Below are 20478 nucleotides of genomic sequence, written 5' to 3'. Positions count from 1 at the left end.
TACATTCTTATTTAATTGACAAATATACTATTTTATTAAAGTATTACAAGTTTCTCGTGTTTTTCTGATTTTTTTCCATCTACAGAGGACACAACTGTGAGCTTATATACATAAACACCTTTACCTATTTTATCTCCAAAATCATCTCTTCCATCCCATTTTATTTCTCTTGACAAAAACCCTTCCGTTAAAACAGACTGATTAATAGTCTTCACAACTTTACCTGTTATTGTAAAAATTTGGACTTGAACATCTAACATTTCAAAAGGTCGATTGTGATTAAACCAAAATTCTGTGTAGCTTACAAAAGGGTTTGGATAGTTTAAAACATTACTTAATGTTATTCCATCGTCTCCAACAACAACAAATTGAATCTCAGCTGTAATTAAATTATTATATACATCCCAAGCTTTAAAAGTAATCGTATGTAAACCTGGTTCTAAATCTCTAAAAGGAAAACGCACTTTCCCCTTTTGATAATTATCTAATTCTGTTTCGTAATAATCATTTAAAATATATGGATTGAGTTCATCGCCATCCAAAATAGCCACTATATCATGTCCAATTCCGCTAGCTGTGTTAATTCCATGCTCATCTTCTAAGAAGGCAATAAATATTGGAGAATCATTTGTAATACCACCATACACGAAAGACTCATCATTCATGTACAACCTTACAGTTGGAGGTGTTGTATCTTCAGGAGCATTTAAGTTTATTCCACCAATTTTAATAGAAAAATCATGACCTGTTTGATCTTGAAGCGTGGGATTACTTGACTTTGCATAAAAACTAACTTTACCTGTTCCTTCTGCAATTTTAATATCTTTAGGTACCACAAAACCAAATTCAAATTTTCCATTTACCACAGAAGCATTTCCTCTAAAAATTGTTTCCCCAAGAGTTGTAAAGTCCATTATAATTAAACTTCCAGCACTATTTGTAACTCCATCATTACCCAATGTTTGTCTTTGAATATTCTTGTCAAATATTTGAACAGCCAAATCACCATTATAGTCGGTCAAAATAGTATTGTTTGAATTTCTTATTTCTCCTGATAGAGTAACATAACTTAAGGCATTTAAAACATCTGTTGGCTGATTTACATCTACTCCATTTATTTTTGTTAAAACGACTTTAGGCTTTGGTATTGCCAACATTAAAGCAGGATCACCAATATTAAAAACAACCCTTCTATTATCGCTTGTATTATCATTCTTTGCCAATCTTAATGCTTCCCCTACAGACACTTGATTATTATTAGCATCTGGATATAGATAGAAATTAAAATTATCATTCATTGTTGAAGCTACAGGAACAAAAATTAATCTTGTAGTTGTAACCAAACTTATAGCTCCTCCTTCTGGATTCCAAAAAGTAAATTCACCACCCGTTTGTAAATAAGGATTATCAAAACGACTAAAGTCACATGTCATGGTAATGAATAATGGTAAATTATTATAATTACTTAAGCTTACCGCTTCACTTATTTCGTACAAACGCTCTTGCGCGAAACCATATTCTCCTCCATGACCATAATAATCAACAACTAATGCTCCTAGCTGAATAGCATCTATAAAATCTTGCTTTGCCTTTGGATAACGATTCCCTCCAGCGGAAACTTCTTGAACATAAGCATCTGTGTGTATTTTTTTGGCATTTATAAAAGGATAATTTGCATTTAAATTATCAATCATATTATTCAAACCAGATTGAAGAGTAGCATCAGAAGCAGTATCTGCATCATCTGTTAAAATGACATAATTATTTCTCCATCTTCCATAGGATTTTTCGTCATGATAATGAATTATCTTATTAACTACAGCTTCAGCTTCTTGGGTAGTACTTACTACCATTCTTCCAACAGCAATATCTATTCCTTCACCTACATTTACTGATGTAGCTAGCATTTGACCTTCGTTATCATCCATCAATCCAAAAAAATCATCCGACATGAATGAATTTAAAATTGAAAAGTTTGAAGAATTATTAGCATAATTGCTCAAGTTACTTGTCAAACCATGAAAAACAGGAACTATGTTTGTATTGTTTGGAATTCTATCTTTAAAATCATAGGAAGCATCCCCAAATAAATTCACGTATTTTACTTTTTTGCTAACATCAGATGCGTTATCATAAACGTACTTTATAAAATTCCTAATAGCTGCAACGTCTTGCTTTCCTGAAGAAAACTCTTGATAGATATCTTCCAGCTTAACTGTTCTTACTACCAAACCACTATAATTTCTGTGAAAATTGGCTAATTTTTCGGCTTGACTATATAAAAAAGCAGGAGTTATTATAAGGTAATCTACATCTTGAAAGCTACCTTGAGTAGAACTAAATATTGTTCCTTTTAAATTTTGATTAACAACTTTAGAATTTGATTCTTTTAAAGGATTAAAATAATCATTTACATCGACCGCAACGTATTTTTTCACTTGCCCTAAATTAACTTTATAAGAAAAAGTACTTTGATTATTAGTATATTTTTTTACATTGTAAATATCAGTCACATCCCAAACTTGGGTTATAGATGAAGCATTGGTAATAGTATATTGACCTATCCCAATATTTGTTTCTTCTTCTAAATTTCGAAAAATAAATTGATTTCCATAGCCTGTCAGATTTCTTTTTGCTTCCAAAATAATATAATCTACGTAACCTCTCGAAGCTGGTACTCCACCATTGTTGTAAGTTAATTTTATTGAAATATTTTGATTTGAAGCATTAAATGTTGTTTGCAAAAAATTCTCTACTGCAAAAGTATAACTTGGCAATGGAGATATATTTACAGTTCCTAAATTTTGTTGATTTGCAGCAACTTGAAAACTTGAATTACCAAATGATGATGATGCCAAATTAGCATATAACTTTACTGGAGAAGATGTTACAATATTAGGAATTATAAAATCGAAAGTTTTTTCGTTTTCAACTCCAAATTGATCTCCAAGCCATTTCCTTCCAATTTTTCCAGGGTTATTTAAATCTTTTTCATAAAATTTATAATCATCAAAAACTGTAAAATTCACAGAAGGAACTCCTGTGGGTTGAACACTTTCTTGAATTCTTTTTCCAGCCCCCAAAGAAGATGTAACATAGTAATATGATTTGTCTGCATATAAATTTAAATGTGTTCTGTTTTCTGGACTCCAAGTGTCTAAACCCTCAGCATAGAATAAAATATAATCTTGATTGGAAAAATTACCGTCTTCTTCTCCTATAAATTGAATAGCATTTTCTTCCAAATCAATTGGATATGAAGTACTATTTAATAAAGGAACCATTCTTCCTCCATTACCATATATTCTAATATTTCTTGGATCAACATTAGTATTAAAACCTAAGCTTTCAAGAAAACTTTTAGTAATTTTATAAACTCCAGATTTCTCAACATAAAAACGATACCAATCACCAGAAGCCAAAACAGAATTTTGAATATTTTGGGGAAATTTATTTTCAACAGTACTTTTTTGACTATTATTAATTTCATATTCAAAAGAAACAACTCTTTTGATAATTCCATTTTCAATATATATTGGATTAAAAGAATATGAAATATAATATTGATCTCGAGCTTTAGAATAACCCGTTTGAAAATTTAATTTAGCTTCTAAATTATTCTTATCTAGATCAAATAATTCCTTTTCATTGATAACTTCAGTTTTAAAATCAATTAAATTAACATCTTTTAAAGTGGTTGAAGCAAAATTACTTTTAAAAAATATTTTTTTGTTTTCTATTTCTGCATCGTAAAATTTTTCCTGAAAACTTGGAAAAACAAATTGTATATCAAGTATCGAATAGTCAGAGCGTTTCCATTCAATTTTAACTGCTTCTTTATTCTGAGCAAAAACTGTAATGGAAGACAATAAAAATATAATGAGCGTAAAAACTTTCTTTTTCATCAATAGCAAAACGAAAAACTTAAAAATATATTACAAAGAGAGAATATTTTTTTCTTCTACACAATAAAAAAACAATAAAAATAAAATTATAACGTTATAGGCTTATATGCTAAAATACATGAATTAAAAAAAAAATAAAAAAATGTTGCGATTTAATGGTTAATTATTATCTTGCGAACCAAAATTTATTACCTACTTAAAGTATGAAAAGTATCAAATTCAAGGCCTTACCAGTTTTATTAGCTGTTGCAGCAACAGTTAGTTTTACTAGTTGTAGCAAAAAAGGTAGTTCAAAAGGAGCGTCATCAGCTACTGGATGGAAGATTAATGACAAAAAAGGTGGATTTCAGTACAATGCAAAGTACAAAAAACAAGAAACTCCTCCAGGAATGGTTCCGGTTGAAGGTGGAACATTTACAATGGGTAAAGTTCAAGACGATGTAATGCATGACTGGAATAATTCTCCTAATCAACAACACGTTCAATCATTCTTTATGGATGAAACTGAAGTTACAAATTTTATGTACACAGAATATTTATTCTGGGTTAAGAAAGTTTTCCCTCCAACAGAAGAAAGTTATAAAAACATATATGATGGTGTAGTTCCTGATACTTTAGTATGGAGAAACCGTTTAGGATATAACGAGACAATGACTCTAAACTATTTAAGACACCCAGCTTATGCAAACTACCCTGTAGTTGGTGTTAACTGGATTCAAGCGGTTGAATTTAGTAAATGGAGAACTGATCGTGTAAACGAAAATATCCTTGAAAGAGAAGGTTTCTTGAAGAAAGACGCTAAAATTACTGATGCATCTGCTGATGCTAACTTTAGTACAGAAACATATCTTGCAGCTCCAACTCAAACTTATGGTGGAAACGAAGAAATCGTTTTACAAAAAGGTGCAAGAGGATCTAGAGGTAAGAGTGGTGAAAATGCAGATGAAACTGCAACTAATGTTTACGCACAAAGAAGTTCTGGTTTAATTTTACCTGAATATCGTTTACCAACTGAAGCAGAATGGGAATATGCTGCTCTAGCTTTAGTAGGAAATAGAGAATACAACTTATACAAAGGACAAAAGAAATATCCTTGGAATGGTCAATATACTCGTTCTGGAAAAAGAAAGAAAAGAGGTGATCAATTAGCTAATTTCAAACAAGGTAAAGGAGATTATGGTGGAATCGCTGGATGGTCTGATGACGGTGCAGATATTACACAATACGTTAAAGCGTATGCCCCTAATGACTTTGGTTTATATGATATGGCAGGAAACGTTGCAGAATGGGTTGCTGACGTTTACAGACCAATTGTTGATGACGAAGCTAATGATTTCAACTACTACAGAGGTAACGTTTATTTAAAAAACAAAATAGGTGAGGATGGAACGGTAGAATTAGTTACTCAAGATAATATTGCTTATGACACTTTAAGTAATGGTAAAATTATCGCTCGTAATTTCCCAGGTCAAATTGCTCAAATTCCAGTTGATGAAAATGAAACTTACTTAAGAACTCAATTCTCAACTTCTGATAATAGAAATTACAGAGATGGTGATAGACAATCAACTCGTTATTTTGATTTTGGAAACACTGAAGAAGAATCTGAAGCTGAAAAAGACAAACACAGAATGTATGATTCTCCAGAACATTCAGTTTCACGAGATAGCTTAGGTGATTTATTAAAACAATATGACAAATCTAACAAGAGAACAACCCTAGTTGATGACAACGTAAGGGTATACAAAGGAGGCTCTTGGAGAGATAGAGCATATTGGTTAGATCCAGCTTCAAGAAGGTATTTCCCTCAAGATATGGCAACTGACTACATCGGATTTAGATGTGCAATGTCTAAAGTTGGACCAAAAACAAACAAGAAAAAAGCAAGAAATTAATTTTTTCTCATACTTTATAAAAAAAGCCCTTTTCAAAAAGGGCTTTTTTTATATCTTTACTTTATGGAAATAAACGCTATTTATTCTAAATTCTTAGAATGCACATCTATCTCAACTGATACACGAAAAACCGAACCAAATTCAATGTTTGTTGCTTTAAAAGGAGAAAGCTTTGACGCCAATACTTTTACTAGAGAAGCATTAGACAAAGGTGCTAAATATGTACTTATTGACAATAATGAATTCTATATTGACGAAAGAACTATTTTGGTCAATGACAGCTTAATTGCCTTACAACAATTAGCTAACTTTCATAGGAAACAATTAAACACAACTATAATTAGCCTAACAGGAAGTAATGGAAAGACCACAACAAAAGAGCTAATAAATACTGTTCTTTCTGAAAAATACAAAACTATAGCTACAATTGGAAACTTAAATAATCATATTGGTGTTCCTTTAACACTGTTAAGACTAACTGAAGATACTCAAATCGGAATTATAGAAATGGGTGCTAACCATCAGAAAGAAATAGAATTGTTGTGCACTATTGCTGAACCTGATTTTGGATATATAACAAACTTTGGAAAAGCTCATTTAGAAGGTTTCGGAGGAATAGAAGGAGTAATCAAAGGCAAAAGCGAAATGTACTTATACCTAAAAGAAAACAACAAGAAAGTTTTTGTCAATTTAGACGATGTCATTCAGAATGAAAAATCATCTCAACTAAATAGATATACTTTTTCTCAAATTGACCATAAAGCAGATGTTTTTATATCATCAGTTGAAGCCAATCCTATGGTTTCAATTAATTATAATAATTTAAAAATTCAGTCACACTTAATTGGAATTTATAATTCTAATAACATCAATGCTGCGCTAACCATTGGAAAATACTTTAAAGTTGAAGACGAAGCTATAAAAAAAGCCATTGAAAATTACATTCCGGAAAACAATCGTTCCCAATTGATTCAAAAAAATGGTGTTGAAATTATTTTAGATGCCTATAATGCGAATCCAAGCAGTATGAATGCAGCTTTGGCTAACTTTTTTCAACTACACAAAAAAGGTAAAATTGCCATTTTAGGTGATATGTTTGAATTAGGAGACGAAAGTTTTGAAGAACATCAAAAAATAGTGGATTTGACTATAAATCATCCTGAAATTGAAGTTTATTTTATTGGAAAACACTTTTTTAAAGCAAAGAAAGAAATTAGTCATCTTCACTTCTTTGAGAATTTTGATAATTTTTCAAAGAAATTCAAAACAAAATCTCTATCAGACGAGCTAATATTAATAAAAGGATCAAGAGGAATGGCTCTGGAAAGAAGTTTGGAATTATTGTAAATAAAAAAACTTCGACATTTCTGTTGAAGTTTTTTGTGGGCGATGAGGGGTTCGAACCCCCGACCCCCTCGGTGTAAACGAGGTGCTCTGAACCAGCTGAGCTAATCGCCCTATTTTATTTCGCCATACTTGCTCCGTATTGCGAGTGCAAATATACACTACTTTTTTAATGTAACAAACATTTTAATAAAAAAATTAAACAATTTCTGCTACTACAAATGTACTTCCTCCAATGTAGATAAAGTCATCTTGGTTTGATTCTTTTAACGCTAAGGTATAAGCTTCTGATACTGAATTGCATTCTATTCCTTTCAAATCATAATTCAGTGCTTTTTGTTTTAAAATAGCTGAATCTAAGCCCCTAGAAATATTTGGTTTACAAAAGTAGTAAAAGGCTTTTTTAGGAAATAATGGCAATATTAAATCTAAATCTTTATCATTTACAACTCCTAAAACAATACGCAATTGGTTAAATTTTTGATTTTTTATTTGTTCCATCACAATTTTTAAACCATGTTCGTTATGAGCTGTATCACAAATTATTTTTGGATTTTTTCCTAATTGTTGCCATCTTCCTAACAAACCAGTATTTTTTACAACATTTAACAATCCTAATTTTATATTTCCTTCTGAGACTTTTAAATAATCTTTTAATAAATTAATCGTTTGTAAAACTGTTTTTTTATTCTGAATCTGGTAGTTTCCTAATAAATCACAAGGTAAATCCTCGTGATCGTTTTCTTGTGCAAAATAAATAGATGCATTATTTTTTTGTGCAATTTCTGTAAAAACATTTTTAGTTTTAGAGATATACTCACCAATTACTACAGGAACGTTTTGTTTGATTATTCCTGCTTTTTCTGCTGCAATAAGTTCCAAAGTGTTACCTAAAAATTGCGTATGATCTAAACCGATATTAGTAATAACAGAGACTAAAGGTGTAATGATATTTGTAGAATCTAATCTTCCTCCCATTCCAACTTCAATTATAGCAATATCTACTTTTTCGTCAGCAAAATATTGAAAAGCTAATCCAACAGTCATTTCAAAGAAGCTTAATTGATTATCTTCGAAAAATAATCTATTCTTTTTTACAAAATCTACTATATAATCTTCGCTAACTTCTTGACCGTTAATTTTGATTCGTTCTCTAAAGTCTTTTAAATGTGGTGAAGTATATAAACCAATTTTATAACCTGCTTCTTGAAGAATAGAAGCTAACATAGAAGAAGTTGAACCTTTTCCGTTCGTTCCGGCTATGTGAATAGATTTGAATTTGTTTTCAGGATGGTTTAAATGTTTAGCTAAAGCTAAAGAATTTGATAAATCTTTTTTATAAGCCGAAGCACCTTGTTGTTGAAACATAGGCAATTGATTAAAAAGCCATTCTGTTGTTTCTTGATAATTCATTGAAATATATTATTCTCCTACTCTAAAATTAATTTCCACAAATCCAATTTGAGTATCAGGAGCATCAGGAGCTTGATTCCATTTAAAAGTCCTAGCTGTTGCAATTGCAGGTTTTATTAAACATTGACTAGTAGAATTTGAACCTTTTGCAGAATATTGAGCATCAATAACCCTTCCTTGTTTATTAACTGTAACTTGAACTACAATTGTACCTTCTTCGTTACATTGTTGAACTACTTTATCGTTTCCTGCTAAACTTCTACCAGCTAAACCCCATTTTGTACCGTTTCCACTTCCGGTTCCTTTTCCGTTACCCCAAAAACTATTGGCATATAAATCTCCGTTTATATTTCCTTTGTCTCCTGGTTCACCATCATCTCCGTGACCACCGGTTGTTGTTCCTTTGTCTTTTCCTTTTATCATTCCGTCTAAAACAGAATTTTTAGCTTTGGTAGGTACAACTGGTTTTGTGTTTTGTGTCGGTTTTGTTTCTGTAGGAGTTGTTTTTGGTGTAGGCTTAACTTTCTCTTTTTTAGGTGCAACTACAGGAGAATCATCATCTTGAGTAGATAAATTTTCTTGAGATTCCACAGGTTTGCTTGGAGTTTGTGGAGCTGCTGCTTGAACAGGTTCTATTGGTTGCACTTCTCCTTGACCTACATCACTAGTTCCAAAATTGACGGCTATTCCGTTTTCTGGTGGTGGATCCATGTAAGTTAATCCGAAAAATATACATATTAGTGCTATGATTACAAAAATACCTGATGTAATCGCTAAAGATTTTTTTTCTTCTGGTGTTTCTATAAGTTTCATAGTAAACTAATTTTTAATTTTAAACCAATTATCCTAGCCCTGATGGTAACGGCATCCTTTTTTTGCAAAAAAAAGATATAGTGAACAGCAGGAAATAGCTCCTAAAAATTCTACTTTGGATCTACTGCTAAAACCGTTTTTATTTGATTTCTGTTAGCAATATCCATTACATAAATAATATTATCGTATTCGACAGTTTTCTCTGCTCTAAGAACAATCGCTCTTGCTTTATCATCTCCTGAAGGAAGAATGGCTAAAAGTTGTTCTTCTAATTGCTCTTTTGAAACAGGATTTTTATCTATGAAAAATTCAGAGTTATCATTTATGTTAACCGTTGTGTTTTTATTACTATCGGTTTTTCCTTTTGCTTTTGGCAATACTAAATCTAATGCATTAGTTGTTACCATTGTTGATGTTAGCATAAAGAAGATCAGTAGCAAGAAGACAATGTCTGTCATCGATGACATATTGAATTCTGTAGAGACTTTATTTCTTGTTTTACCTAACTTCATTATACTGGCTCATTTAATAAGTCAAGGAAATCTACTGCATTGGCTTCCATTTGATTTACCACTTTATTTGTTTTAACTACCAAGTGATTGTATCCAATATATGCAATGATTCCAACAATAAGTCCGACTACAGTTGTTGTCATTGCTGTATAAATTCCTTCAGCTAATGCTCCAACTTCAATTTGCCCACCACCACTTGCCATTTTATGAAAGGCAAGTATCATACCAACTACCGTTCCCAAGAAACCAATCATTGGTCCAGCTCCTGAAATGGTAGCCAGCATTGAAGTGTTTTTTTCTAACTTATATAATTCTAAATTACCAGCATTTTCAATAGCTGTATTGATATCTTCTAGAGGTTTTCCAATACGAGAAATTCCTTTCTCGATTAGTCTAGCCACAGGAGAGTTTGACTGAGCACAAATCATTTTTGCATTGTCAATTTTACCTGAAGCAATATTCATTTTAATATTGTTCATAAAACTAGAATCAATTTTACTAGCTTTATTGATTGCCATAATTCGTTCAAAATACAAGAACAAAGCAAAAAACAATAAAATAAATAGTACTAAAATAATGGCTTGTCCACCGATTCCACCACTTGTTAATAAAGACCAAATTGAAAGTGTTTTTTCTACTGGTTGGTCATCTGTTAATATTTGATTAGCAACTGCTAAACTATCTGCTTGAAGAAATATACTCATAGAATTATTAATATGTATTAAAACGTAAATGTACTATAAAAATTGTATTAAGGTGCATTTAATAAAAAGTCTCTTAATAAGACAAATACGGCAAAGCCAGAAACAAATCCAATCAAAGCTAACCAGCCTATCTTTTTAAGGTACCAAAAGAAGTCAATTTTTTCCATTCCCATTGCTACTACACCAGCAGCTGAACCGATAATCAACATACTCCCCCCTGTTCCAGCAGAATAAGCTATAAAGTGCCAAGCCGGTTCATCGATTGGAATAGAAAACATTCCGATACTTGCTGCTACTAAAGGCACATTATCAATTATAGCCGAACCAATTCCTAATAATAAAACAACTAAATCAGAAATATGTGTTGTAGCATGTTCTGTTCCTAATAATGGTACCGAACTCTCAAGCACTCCTGCGAATTCGAATAACATTCCTAGAGATTCTAGAGCCGCAACAGCCATTAAAATACCCAAGAAAAATAAAATACTCGGCATTTCAATTTTAGATAACGAATGGTGAATTGGGCTATGACTTGCCGGCAATGCACCACCACCTGCCGAAGCTTCAGCCATAGAAAACTTAGAGTTACTAAAATATTCGGCAAAAATTGATACAACTGCTAAAGACAACATCATTCCCATATATGGAGGTAAATGTGTTACTGTTTTAAAAACAGGTACAAATAGTATTCCAGCTAAACCAAGATAAAACATTGTAGCACTGTGTTTTGAGGTAGGTTTGTCATCTTTTAATTCCTCAGTACCAATTTCTCCTTTAAATATCTTTAATCTCGAAGCTATAAATGTAGGAACAGCATAACAAAAGATAGATGGTAAGAGTACGTGTTCAATTAAACTAGAAGCTGTTACTTTATTTGCAATCCAAAGCATTGTAGTTGTAACATCACCAATTGGAGACCAAGCTCCACCAGCATTGGCTGCTACCACAATTAAACCAGCATACCATAAACGAACCTCTTTTTCTTTTACAATTTTTTGAAGTATAGTTATTAATACAATCGTTGCTGTTAAATTATCAATTATAGCAGATAATATGAAAGCTAACGTGGTAAACAACCACAGTAAACTTGATTTACGTTTAGTTTTTACATATGATTTTATTGTTGAAAAACCGTCAAAATAATCGATAATTTCAACAATAGTCATAGCTCCTAGAAGAAAAACTAAAATTTCTGCAGTTTTTCCAAGGTGATGGAGTAATACTCCTTCTATATGATGTGGTTCTAAGGATTTTGTAGCTGTATTTACTTCAAAAACATCCATATGCGCAACTGCAATTATAGCCCATAAAATTGCCATCATGGCTAATGCTGGTACAAGTTTATCAACTTTTATATTATGTTCTAATGCAATAGCTAAATATCCAACAATGAATATTATTATTAAAATTGCTTCCATTTATTTATTATGATTTTAGATTAATTGTTTTAATGCAATTTCAAAAGCTGTTGCACTAATGTTTTTGTTGTCAGGATTAAGATCGTAAGCTTTTTGTATAGCGTTTTTAATGATCGAAGAAGTGTCAGAAAAGATAGCTTCATCAGTCATCTGAACTTTTTTCTCCATAAAATAAGCAAACACTCTTGCCATTCCACAGTTAGAAATAAAATCAGGAATTAAACTTACTTTTTTGTCTGTTTCTTCCATTATTGGCCCGAAGAAAATTTCTTTATCTGCAAAAGGAACATTAGCTCCACAAGAAATAACTTCTAAACCAGAAGCAATCATTTCGTCTATCTGAGATTTTTGAACTAAACGCGAAGCTGCACAAGGAGCGAAAATTTGCGCCTCAATATTCCATATTCTCTTGTTTATTTCGTCAAAAGGAATCATGTTATTTGCTACTAATTTATTTCCGTCTTTGTTTAAAAATAATTCAGTAATCTCTTCAAAACTAAATCCGTTTTCATTAATTAATCCTCCATCTCTGTCAATTATCCCTACAACTTTAGCTCCCATTTCAGCTAAATAAAATGCTGCAGCCGAACCAACATTTCCAAAACCTTGAACTATAGCTTTTTTACCTTTAACATTTCCACCATAAATATCATAGTAATGACGCACTGCTTCAGCAACACCATAACCTGTAATCATATCTGCTACAGTGTATTTACGAGAAACATCTGGTGAAAAGTTAGGGTTTTCTATAACTTTAATTACACCTTGACGTAATTGTCCTATTCTGTTAATTTTATCTGCCTCAGTTGGTTTAAAATGTCCGTTAAAAACACCCTCTTGCGGATGCCAAACACCACATTCTTCAGTCATAGGAATAACTTCGTGAATTTCATCTACATTTAAATCTCCACCTGTACCATAATAATTTTTCAACAATGGAGAAACAGCTTTATACCAACGTTCTAAAACGCCTTTTTTTCTAGGGTCATTTGGATCAAAGTTAATTCCTGATTTTGCACCTCCAATAGCTGGTCCAGAAACAGAGAATTTTACTTCCATAGTTTTTGCTAAAGAAAGCACTTCATTCATATCTAATCCCTTTCTCATTCTAGTTCCACCACCTGCAGCTCCTCCTCTAAGAGAATTGATTACTGTCCAACCTTCAGCTTCTGTTTCGGGGTCTTTCCAATTAAAAACTATTTCTGGTTCTTTATTCTCAAATTTTTGTAATAAATCTTTCATTAATTCTTGTAAATTGTGTTGTACAAATATACATATTCTGAATGATTACATAAAACAAACCTAAAGTTTTAGTAATTTAATAACTTTAAATATGACATAAATACTTAAAAGCTTTTCTATCAAATATTTATAAAATTAGTTTTTATGATCAGTAAACTAGTAAGTTACAAAACATATTTCTAATGATTTAATAAAATACTTTGCCGTTGAAAATTTCTTACAAAAACTTCTAAATCATCTTCAATGTTTAAATTGATTTTTTTTCTAAGTCTATTTCTATTTTTCTTTACACTTTCGTTTGAAATACCTAATATCGACGCTATTTCTTTACTTTTCAAATTCAATTTTATACAGAGAAAAAGTCTTTCTTCAGCTTCTGTTATTTTTGGATAAGTACTTCTTACCTTTTCGATATAATTTGGATGTATTTTTTCAAAATACTTCTTGAATGATGACCAATCTGATTCTGTTAATATTCTTAAATTGTAAATTTCAAATGATTTGATTTCCTCTTCAATTTCCTTCTGACTAAGTAATGATTTTAGCTCATGTTCTTTTTTTAAAAGCATTTCATTTTTCTTAATAAGTAAATTTTTAACCTCTAAAAGATTGCTTTTATTAATTTGTATTTCTTTTTTTGAAATTTTAACTTTTTTAATCAAGCTATAAACTAAAACAATAAGAAGGATTCCTGAAAAAAAAATTAAAGCATAAATTCGTTCAATTTTTCTATCTGATTTACTAAGCTCTAATTGTGCTTTTTTTAAACTTGCTTCTTTTTTTTGATTTTCATATTTCGCTTCCAGATCAGCGATTTTTAGATTTATTTCTACTCCATTTAAACTGTCTTTCAAAAAATAATATTTTTTTAGATACTCATTTGCTAATTGATAATTACCCTTTGCCGTGTATAATTCAGATTGCCCAATATAATTATACATTAACATATCTGTAAATTTATTTTTTTTATTTACTATTTCACCTTCTTTGTAAATATCGATAGCTTTAGAAAACTCTTTTGTGCTCGTATATATTGTTGCTTTATTATTACTATACAACATCACCTTATACAAATCATTATTTTTTTGAGCCATAGAAATTGCACTATCAATATATTTTTGAGATTCTATATAGTTTTCTTCATGATTCAATAAATTACTGTAATTATTATAAGTCAAAGCCATTTGATAGCTATCAGCATATTTAGATAATATTGGTATAGCTTGTTTGTAATAATAATGGGCTTTTTCATAATTATCTAATTCCTTATATTTTGCACTTATCTGTTCCAAGGATTCTCCCATGCATAAACTATCTTTGACAGTCTTACAGTTTTCATATGCTTTAAAAAAGTATTTTATTGCATTCTCTCTATCTTCTTTAATTCCAAAAGCCATTGCTTTTCGCATGTTAATAATTCCTTTCCAACTAACATTGTTTGTTTTGTTTGCAATTACTTCAGCATCAAGGAGACATTTATTCATATTTACATAGTCATTCGTAAAATAATAATCTACAAACAAATATAAATAACCATAAAATTGATTTGTAATGTTTTTTTCGGCTTTTGCTCTTGACAGAAACTGTTTATGAACTTTAATTTTTTCAAAATCATTTAATGTTGAGTTTTTATCAATTGGATTTTGTTTTCTCATCTCTGCTTTAATATTTGTTTGAGAAAAAACGTTAGAAATTAAAAACAATAGAAAAAAAAATATTTTAAATTGAAATCTGCATATGTGTTTCATTATGTGCGTTTTTAAATTTTTTAACAATTGTACCCTAATTTGTCACCTATAGGCTGTATCATTAAAGCAAAGCTTTGAAGTAATTTTACAAAAATATTAATTATAATATCAATTAAACTTTAAATTAAAAAAACCAATGAAAAAAAAATTACTTTATTTGTTTATCATCTTGTTTTCTATAAATGTAAATGCCCAAAACTCTTCGGTTTGGAAAAGTATTTCTAACCATGAAATTTCTAAACTTTCACGAAAAATTGAACATCGAAATACTGATGGCGAAAAGTATTACACATTAAACTCTTTAAAAATGAGTCAAATACTTTCAAATACACCTGCTATTCGATCTAATACATCTGGTATTATTGTTTCAATCCCTAATTTAAATGGAAAACTTGAGCAATTCGAAGTTTGGGAAAACTCAAACTTTGACCCTATTTTACAAGCGCAATATCCTGACATAAGAGCTTATTCAGGTAGAGGAATTACGGATAAATCTGCAACAATAAGTTTTAGTTTAGCTCCTATTGGCTTTCAAACTGTTGTGTTTAGAACTGGAAAAGATACTGAATTTATTGAAGCATATGATAAAGAAGCAACTGCATATGCAGTATTTAGTACAAAGAACAGTCATTCCGGAATAAGTACTTTCTCATGTGGAGTTAAAGATAAAAATTTAAACTTTAGTCCTATTCAAAATACAAACAAATCAAGTTCAGGTCAATTAAAAACTATGCGTTTAGCAATGTCATGTAATGGAGAATATGCTCAGTATTTTGGCGGCACAGTAGCTGGTGCTCTAGCAGGAATGAATGCGTCATTAACTAGTATAAATGCACTTTTTGAAAGAGATTTAGCTATTCACTTAAATTTAATAGCAAATAATACATCTTTAATATATTTAAATGCTGCTACTGACCCTTATTCTAATGCTGCGATTGGCTCAGCTAATAATGTTTGGAATTTAGAACTACAAAATATGCTTTCATCTACTATAGGAAATGCCGCATATGATGTAGGGCATTTAGTATGTAATACAGGTGGAAATGGAAATGCAGGATGTATTGGTTGTGTTTGTAATGATGATGATATTACAGATCAAACTGATATAAACAAAGGAGCAGGTTTTACAAGTGCTGATACTACACCTGAAGGTTCAGTTTTTAACTTTGATTTTTTAGCTCATGAATTTGGTCACCAATTTGGTGCAACTCATACTTTTAGTTATGAATATGAAGGTTCAGGAACAAATATTGAGCCTGGTAGTGGATGTGCTACAATGGGATACGCTGGTGTTACTAACTGGGATGTTCAACCTCATAATATTCTACAATTTTCTACTGCTAGTGTTGTACAAGTAGAAGCAAACATGGCTACTAAAACCTGTCCAGTTAACACACCTGCAAGTGCGGCTCCAGTTGTAAATGCAGGTGCCGATTATACTATCCCTAAAGGAACGGCTTTTATATTAACAGGAAGTGGATCAGATTCAGATACAAATGATGTGCTAAGCTACAGCTGGGAACAAAATGACGATGGCACGGCTACTACTGTGGGGGCTAACAGTACTACTACAGATACAAAAACAGCTGGTCCAACTTTTAGATTATATTCAGCAACTATTACACCTGTTCGTTATATGCCAAAATTAGAATATGTTTTAAATGGTGAATTGACAAATTCTTTAAATTGGGAATCTGTTTCTAATGTTGCTAGAAGTTTAAATTTTACACTTACAGTTAGAGACAATCATCCAGGAGCTGGACAAACCAAAACTGATGCGATGGTTGTGACTGTTGACGCTACAGCTGGTCCTTTTGAGGTTACCTCTCAAAATACAACAGGTATTAATTATAATAGTTCTACTACACAAACTGTTACTTGGAATGTAAACGGAACTAGTTCTTTAGCTGGATCATCAACAGTAGATATTTTATTATCAACAGATGGTGGATTAACATTTCCAACAACTATAGCTGCTGCTGTTCCTAATAATGGCTCTACATCTTTGACACTTCCAAATGTCTCTTCTACTACTTGTAGACTAATGATTAAACCTACTGGAAATATTTACTATGCCGTAAATTCAGAAGAATTTTCAATTACTGCAGTAGCAAGTAATACAGAGTTCACTTTTGAAAATTTTACTCTATACCCTAATCCAAATGAAGGTAACTTTACCATAAAATTTAATTCTACAGCAACAAATAATATAGAAATTAATATTAATGATATTAGAGGAAGACAAGTATTCTCAAATACTTATAATAATGATGATTTCTTTAATGAAAACATTCAATTAAAAAACATTCAAAATGGAATTTATTTAATCAACATTAATGATGGAATAAATAAGATGACAAGAAAAATTATAATAAAGTAGTTTATAATTAACGTTAGGGGTTAAATTTGGAAATAGAGAAATGGTAAAATGTTTCTCTATTTTTTTTTATAAATTTTTCCCGAACTATGATCTTGTTTTGAACCTGTAACACTACTCAAAACATTAATTTCATTGCGCAATTTCAAAACCCCTAAAAAAGCAAAAATCAATGCCTCTTTAAATTCTATTGTTTTATTATCTGGAATTACTATGTTGTTATTTGGTAAATAAAATTTGATTCTCTCTATTAAAAAATCATTATAAACTCCACCACCAGAAATAAAAAGAGGTGCTTCTACTTTAGTAATTACTTCACTAATTTGAAAAGCAATATGCTCAACAAAAGTGTTCATTTTATCATTTGTAGAAATATTGAAGTTTTCAATTATTGGGAAAACGAACTCATTAACAAACTCAATTCCTAATGATTTTGGATAAGGTAATTTATAAAAAGCTAAATTATTTAATTGTTCTAATAATTTTATATTATAATTTCCAGATTTTGCAATTTTACCTTGATCATCGTATGGAAAACCAAGCAAATTTGAATAATAATTCAAAACTGTATTAACAGCCGTAATATCAAAGGCAATTCTTCGTCCATTATCATCAAACGAAATATTAGAAAAACCACCTAAATTTAAACAGTAATCATATTCAGAAAACAGTAACTTATCTCCTATTGGAACTAATGGTGCCCCTTGACCACCTAATTCAACATCTTGAACTCTAAAATCACAAACAACATTCTGATTTACTAATTCTGAAATTATTGGCAAATTGCCTATTTGCAAAGTATATCCATGATTTGGCTTGTGCAAAATAGTATGACCATGACTACAAACGACATCAATATCTTTAATATCACTCTTTAAAATAAAATCATTAATCATTTGAGCTAAAAGATGCGTATAATCAACATTTATTTGATTTAATTCAGCTTTAGAAAAATTAACAGCAGATTTTAAAATTCTCAACCATTCTTCAGAATATGAAATAGTTTCTGTTTCTAAAATTTCATAAGTCCAATTTTCATTTTTAGAAAATTTAACATGAGCTATATCCACTCCATCCAATGAAGTTCCTGACATTACTCCGATAACGTTATAGTTCTGCTTAAACATGGGTTAAAATTACAAATAGTTATTGAAAATTTGCTAATAAATAAGTACATTTGACAACTTATTTTATCATAAAATTAAAACAATATATTTTAGATTATGGATTTCAAATTAAACGAAGAACAATTAATGATTCAGCAAGCTGCGAGAGATTTTGCTCAAACAGAATTATTACCTGGTGTAATTGAAAGAGATGAACATTCAAAGTTTCCAACAGAACAAGTCAAAAAAATGGCTGAATTAGGTTTCTTAGGAATGATGGTTGATCCAAAGTATGGTGGTGCTGGCTTAGATAGTATTTCATATATCTGTGCAATGGAAGAAATTGCAAAAATTGATGCTTCTGCTGCTGTAATCATGTCTGTAAATAACTCTTTAGTTTGTGCCGGAATCGAAAAATATTGTAACGAAGAACAAAAACAAAAATATCTTGTACCTCTTGCAACTGGAGAGGTAATTGGAGCATTTTGCTTATCTGAACCAGAAGCAGGTTCTGATGCAACTTCACAAAAAACAACTGCAATTGACAAAGGAGATCATTATTTATTAAACGGTACAAAAAACTGGATAACAAATGGTAATTCCGCATCAACTTACATAGTTATTGCTCAAACTGATGTTGAAAAAGGTCATAAAGGTATAAATGCTTTTCTAGTTGAAAAAGGCTGGGAAGGCTTCTCCATTGGGCCAAAAGAAAAGAAAATGGGAATTAGAGGTTCGGATACTCATTCATTAATGTTTTCTGATGTGAAAATTCCTAAAGAAAATAGAATTGGAGAAGACGGATTCGGTTTTGCGTTCGCAATGAACGTATTAAACGGAGGAAGAATTGGAATCGCATCTCAAGCATTAGGAATTGCACAAGGTGCTTATGAATTAGCTTTAAAATATGCTCAAGAAAGAGTAGCTTTTAAAAAACCTATTATTCAACATCAAGCAATTGCGTTTAAATTAGCAGATATGCATGTTCAAATTACAGCAGCTAGAATGCTATGCTACAAAGCTGGTTTTGAAAAAGATAACGGAGAAGATATTTCACATTCAGGAGCAATGGCAAAATTATTTGCTTCAGAAACTGCAATGAATGCAACTATTGAAGCCGTTCAAATCCACGGTGGAAACGGTTACGTAAGCGAATATCATGTAGAAAGAATGATGCGTGATGCAAAAATCACTCAAATATATGAAGGTACTTCTGAAATTCAACGAATCGTTATTTCAAGAGGCTTGACAAATTAATTCAACAAATTTACTTATTATAAGAGTTCAATTTTCAAAAGTTGAGCTCTTTTTTTATTAATGCTATTCGACAACTGGAAAGAAAATCTTCAACCTATAATTGCAAATACAAAGACAATAAGCATCCATTAACTTACGATAATTTGTATCAGTTACTAATTATGATAATTTTGGCTGCTCACGATTCAGATGAAAATATAAATGCAATTTCTATTCGTTTTTTTGAAAAATATCATCACATAGTGACTCTTTCAAAAGCAAAAACTTCTGAAATAAATGATTTTATAACAACTGTTGAAAATTATCAAAACAAATCAAATTGGCTTTCTGAATCTGCAAATATGATTAAATCAGACGATAAAATTCCAACAAATTTATCCGATTTAATAAAATTAAAAGGCATAGGAAGAAAATCTGCCAACGTAATAATAAGAGAATTAAATAAAAAACCAGAAGGCATTATAGTTGATTTACACGTAATTAGAGTAATTCCTAGAATAGGCTTAATTCTCTAAATTAAAGACGTAAACAAAATAGAAAAACTCTTAATGCAACAATTACCATACTAAATATGGCACAATATCGGAATGGCATTTTCCTTTTTAGGAAGAGAAATTTGCAGACCAACAAATCCTAAATGTGGATTTTGCCCTATAAATAATCACTGCAACTATTTCAATAATTTATATTTTTTTTTATGGCGTGTCCTTTCAGGTCGGGCTATCCGCACTCGCTTTTTTTGTT

General features: G+C 30.7%; 14 protein-coding genes and 1 tRNA gene. 5 read left to right on the top strand and 10 right to left on the bottom strand.

Annotated elements, in window-relative coordinates; translation table 11 throughout:
* Window positions 1-35: 35 nt before the first annotated feature.
* The gene (porU, locus tag AABJ49_RS09815; RefSeq protein WP_338378100.1) at window positions 36-3905 is read right to left on the bottom strand and encodes a type IX secretion system sortase PorU; all 3870 of its coding nucleotides are present in this window, start codon (window positions 3903-3905) and stop codon (window positions 36-38) included.
* 203 nt (window positions 3906-4108) lie between these two features.
* On the opposite strand from porU, the gene gldJ reads away from it, so the two are divergent.
* Together gldJ and murF are read left to right on the top strand one after the other, a co-directional pair.
* Complete coding sequence (gene gldJ, locus AABJ49_RS09810; protein ID WP_338378099.1) at window positions 4109-5800, top strand: gliding motility lipoprotein GldJ; 1692 nt, start codon at window positions 4109-4111, stop codon at window positions 5798-5800.
* A gap of 63 nt (window positions 5801-5863) precedes the next feature.
* The gene (murF, locus tag AABJ49_RS09805) at window positions 5864-7147 is read left to right on the top strand and encodes a UDP-N-acetylmuramoyl-tripeptide--D-alanyl-D-alanine ligase (protein ID WP_338378098.1); all 1284 of its coding nucleotides are present in this window, start codon (window positions 5864-5866) and stop codon (window positions 7145-7147) included.
* 36 nt (window positions 7148-7183) lie between these two features.
* On the opposite strand, the gene AABJ49_RS09800 is transcribed toward murF, so the two are convergent.
* From AABJ49_RS09800 to AABJ49_RS09765, 8 genes are all read right to left on the bottom strand, one after another.
* Window positions 7184-7258 (bottom strand) — tRNA-Val (locus AABJ49_RS09800).
* A gap of 84 nt (window positions 7259-7342) precedes the next feature.
* Window positions 7343-8557, bottom strand: a complete 1215-nt coding sequence (locus AABJ49_RS09795) for a folylpolyglutamate synthase/dihydrofolate synthase family protein (RefSeq protein ID WP_338378097.1) — start codon at window positions 8555-8557, stop codon at window positions 7343-7345.
* A gap of 9 nt (window positions 8558-8566) precedes the next feature.
* Complete coding sequence (locus tag AABJ49_RS09790; protein ID WP_338378096.1) at window positions 8567-9370, bottom strand: energy transducer TonB; 804 nt, start codon at window positions 9368-9370, stop codon at window positions 8567-8569.
* Window positions 9371-9480: 110 nt separating this feature from the next.
* Complete coding sequence (locus AABJ49_RS09785) at window positions 9481-9882, bottom strand: biopolymer transporter ExbD (RefSeq protein WP_338378095.1); 402 nt, start codon at window positions 9880-9882, stop codon at window positions 9481-9483.
* Complete coding sequence (locus AABJ49_RS09780) at window positions 9882-10586, bottom strand: MotA/TolQ/ExbB proton channel family protein (RefSeq protein ID WP_338378094.1); 705 nt, start codon at window positions 10584-10586, stop codon at window positions 9882-9884. Before AABJ49_RS09780 ends, AABJ49_RS09785 begins: the two co-directional genes overlap by 1 nt.
* Before the next feature lie 47 nt (window positions 10587-10633).
* On the bottom strand, window positions 10634-12004 hold the full coding sequence (gene nhaD, locus AABJ49_RS09775; RefSeq protein ID WP_338378093.1) for a sodium:proton antiporter NhaD: 1371 nt from the start codon (window positions 12002-12004) through the stop codon (window positions 10634-10636).
* A gap of 15 nt (window positions 12005-12019) precedes the next feature.
* Window positions 12020-13246 (bottom strand): Glu/Leu/Phe/Val dehydrogenase dimerization domain-containing protein, encoded by a 1227-nt coding sequence (locus AABJ49_RS09770; RefSeq protein WP_338378092.1) that lies wholly within the window; start codon window positions 13244-13246, stop codon window positions 12020-12022.
* A 179-nt stretch (window positions 13247-13425) separates the two neighbouring features.
* Complete coding sequence (locus tag AABJ49_RS09765) at window positions 13426-14901, bottom strand: hypothetical protein (protein ID WP_338378091.1); 1476 nt, start codon at window positions 14899-14901, stop codon at window positions 13426-13428.
* A 229-nt stretch (window positions 14902-15130) separates the two neighbouring features.
* On the opposite strand from AABJ49_RS09765, the gene AABJ49_RS09760 reads away from it, so the two are divergent.
* Window positions 15131-17374, top strand: coding sequence for a reprolysin-like metallopeptidase (locus tag AABJ49_RS09760; protein ID WP_338378090.1), 2244 nt, complete (start codon window positions 15131-15133; stop codon window positions 17372-17374).
* A gap of 56 nt (window positions 17375-17430) precedes the next feature.
* Here AABJ49_RS09760 and AABJ49_RS09755 read toward each other — a convergent pair whose 3' ends face one another.
* The gene (locus tag AABJ49_RS09755; RefSeq protein ID WP_338378089.1) at window positions 17431-18498 is read right to left on the bottom strand and encodes an anhydro-N-acetylmuramic acid kinase; all 1068 of its coding nucleotides are present in this window, start codon (window positions 18496-18498) and stop codon (window positions 17431-17433) included.
* 96 nt (window positions 18499-18594) lie between these two features.
* Here AABJ49_RS09755 and AABJ49_RS09750 point away from each other — a divergent pair, with 96 nt between their 5' ends.
* Window positions 18595-19734, top strand: a complete 1140-nt coding sequence (locus tag AABJ49_RS09750; protein WP_338378088.1) for an acyl-CoA dehydrogenase — start codon at window positions 18595-18597, stop codon at window positions 19732-19734.
* 41 nt (window positions 19735-19775) lie between these two features.
* Window positions 19776-20249, top strand: a complete 474-nt coding sequence (locus AABJ49_RS09745) for a hypothetical protein (protein WP_338378087.1) — start codon at window positions 19776-19778, stop codon at window positions 20247-20249.
* Window positions 20250-20478 lie beyond the last annotated feature (229 nt).

It is taken from the genome of uncultured Flavobacterium sp. (assembly GCF_963922255.1).
GTDB lineage: Bacteria > Bacteroidota > Bacteroidia > Flavobacteriales > Flavobacteriaceae > Flavobacterium.
Note: the sequence above shows the minus strand (reverse complement) of the source record. Positions and strands in the feature narration are given on the sequence as shown.

Bases quoted from the DNA above. Each gene is read 5' to 3' on its own strand.
- AABJ49_RS09785 (WP_338378095.1), bottom strand. From the start codon at position 9,882: ATGAAGTTAGGTAAAACAAGAAATAAAGTCTCTACAGAATTCAATATG.
- gldJ (WP_338378099.1), top strand. From the start codon at position 4,109: ATGAAAAGTATCAAATTCAAGGCCTTACCAGTTTTATTAGCTGTTGCA.
- AABJ49_RS09790 (WP_338378096.1), bottom strand. From the start codon at position 9,370: ATGAAACTTATAGAAACACCAGAAGAAAAAAAATCTTTAGCGATTACA.
- AABJ49_RS09780 (WP_338378094.1), bottom strand. From the start codon at position 10,586: ATGAGTATATTTCTTCAAGCAGATAGTTTAGCAGTTGCTAATCAAATA.
- AABJ49_RS09795 (WP_338378097.1), bottom strand. From the start codon at position 8,557: ATGAATTATCAAGAAACAACAGAATGGCTTTTTAATCAATTGCCTATG.
- AABJ49_RS09750 (WP_338378088.1), top strand. From the start codon at position 18,595: ATGGATTTCAAATTAAACGAAGAACAATTAATGATTCAGCAAGCTGCG.
- AABJ49_RS09755 (WP_338378089.1), bottom strand. From the start codon at position 18,498: ATGTTTAAGCAGAACTATAACGTTATCGGAGTAATGTCAGGAACTTCA.
- porU (WP_338378100.1), bottom strand. From the start codon at position 3,905: ATGAAAAAGAAAGTTTTTACGCTCATTATATTTTTATTGTCTTCCATT.
- AABJ49_RS09765 (WP_338378091.1), bottom strand. From the start codon at position 14,901: ATGAGAAAACAAAATCCAATTGATAAAAACTCAACATTAAATGATTTT.
- AABJ49_RS09770 (WP_338378092.1), bottom strand. From the start codon at position 13,246: ATGAAAGATTTATTACAAAAATTTGAGAATAAAGAACCAGAAATAGTT.
- nhaD (WP_338378093.1), bottom strand. From the start codon at position 12,004: ATGGAAGCAATTTTAATAATAATATTCATTGTTGGATATTTAGCTATT.
- murF (WP_338378098.1), top strand. From the start codon at position 5,864: ATGGAAATAAACGCTATTTATTCTAAATTCTTAGAATGCACATCTATC.
- AABJ49_RS09760 (WP_338378090.1), top strand. From the start codon at position 15,131: ATGAAAAAAAAATTACTTTATTTGTTTATCATCTTGTTTTCTATAAAT.